Below are 924 nucleotides of genomic sequence, written 5' to 3'. Positions count from 1 at the left end.
GGTCTGGAGGCCGACAGCCCGATGCCTGAGATGGCCGAGATCGAGCGTCAACTCGACAGGCTGAAGATCGAGCGCGAACGGCTCGGCGCCGTCAATCTGCGCGCCGAGGAGGAGCAGAAGGAGCTATCTGACCGGCTGGAGGCGATCGTCTCCGAGCGCGAGGACATCATCGAGGCCATCCGCAAGCTCAGGCAGGCGATCCAGAGCCTCAACCGCGAGGGCCGTGAGCGGTTGCTGGCCGCCTTCGAGGTCGTCAACGGCCATTTCCAGCGGCTGTTCTCGCATCTGTTCGGCGGCGGCACGGCGGAATTGCAGCTGATCGAATCCGACGATCCGCTCGAGGCTGGCCTCGAAATTCTGGCCCGCCCGCCCGGCAAGAAGCCGCAGACCATGACGCTGCTGTCCGGCGGCGAGCAGGCGTTGACGGCGATGTCGCTGATCTTCGCGGTGTTCCTGACCAACCCGGCGCCGATCTGCGTGCTCGACGAAGTCGACGCGCCGCTCGACGACCACAATGTCGAACGCTTCTGCAATCTCATGGACGAGATGGCGGCCACCACCGAGACGCGTTTCGTCATCATCACCCACAATCCCATCACCATGGCGCGCATGAACCGGCTGTTCGGCGTGACCATGGCCGAGCAGGGCGTCAGCCAACTGGTGTCGGTGGACCTGCAGGCGGCCGAGGCGATGCGCGAGGCAAGCTGATCCAGATTGCGCTGCCTGGAGCGGGGCCTCAGGAGCATTCCAAAAAGTGTGTAGGTGGCCTTCCGCGCGACAAACAAGCAGTCAGGGCCGCGGACTGTGCCTGTGCGAATGATGCTTGGCCGAGGACCAGACGAAATAGAGCGATCCCAGTTTTAGCACAGGCACCCTGCGATCCCGCTCGCGATCACGCAGTTCGCGGTAGGTCTTCACCTTCAG

At 64.0% G+C, this 924-nt stretch carries 1 protein-coding gene; it reads left to right on the top strand.

The features are described from left to right. On the top strand, positions 1–708 hold a 708-nt coding region (locus tag EN750_RS36500), incomplete at its 5' end, for an AAA family ATPase (RefSeq protein ID WP_145968295.1). Between the last annotated feature and the right edge of the window lie 216 nt (positions 709–924).

It is taken from the genome of Mesorhizobium sp. M7A.F.Ca.ET.027.03.2.1, from assembly GCF_003999175.1.
Classification (GTDB): domain Bacteria; phylum Pseudomonadota; class Alphaproteobacteria; order Rhizobiales; family Rhizobiaceae; genus Mesorhizobium.
This window is presented reverse-complemented; position numbering and strand designations above follow the sequence as displayed.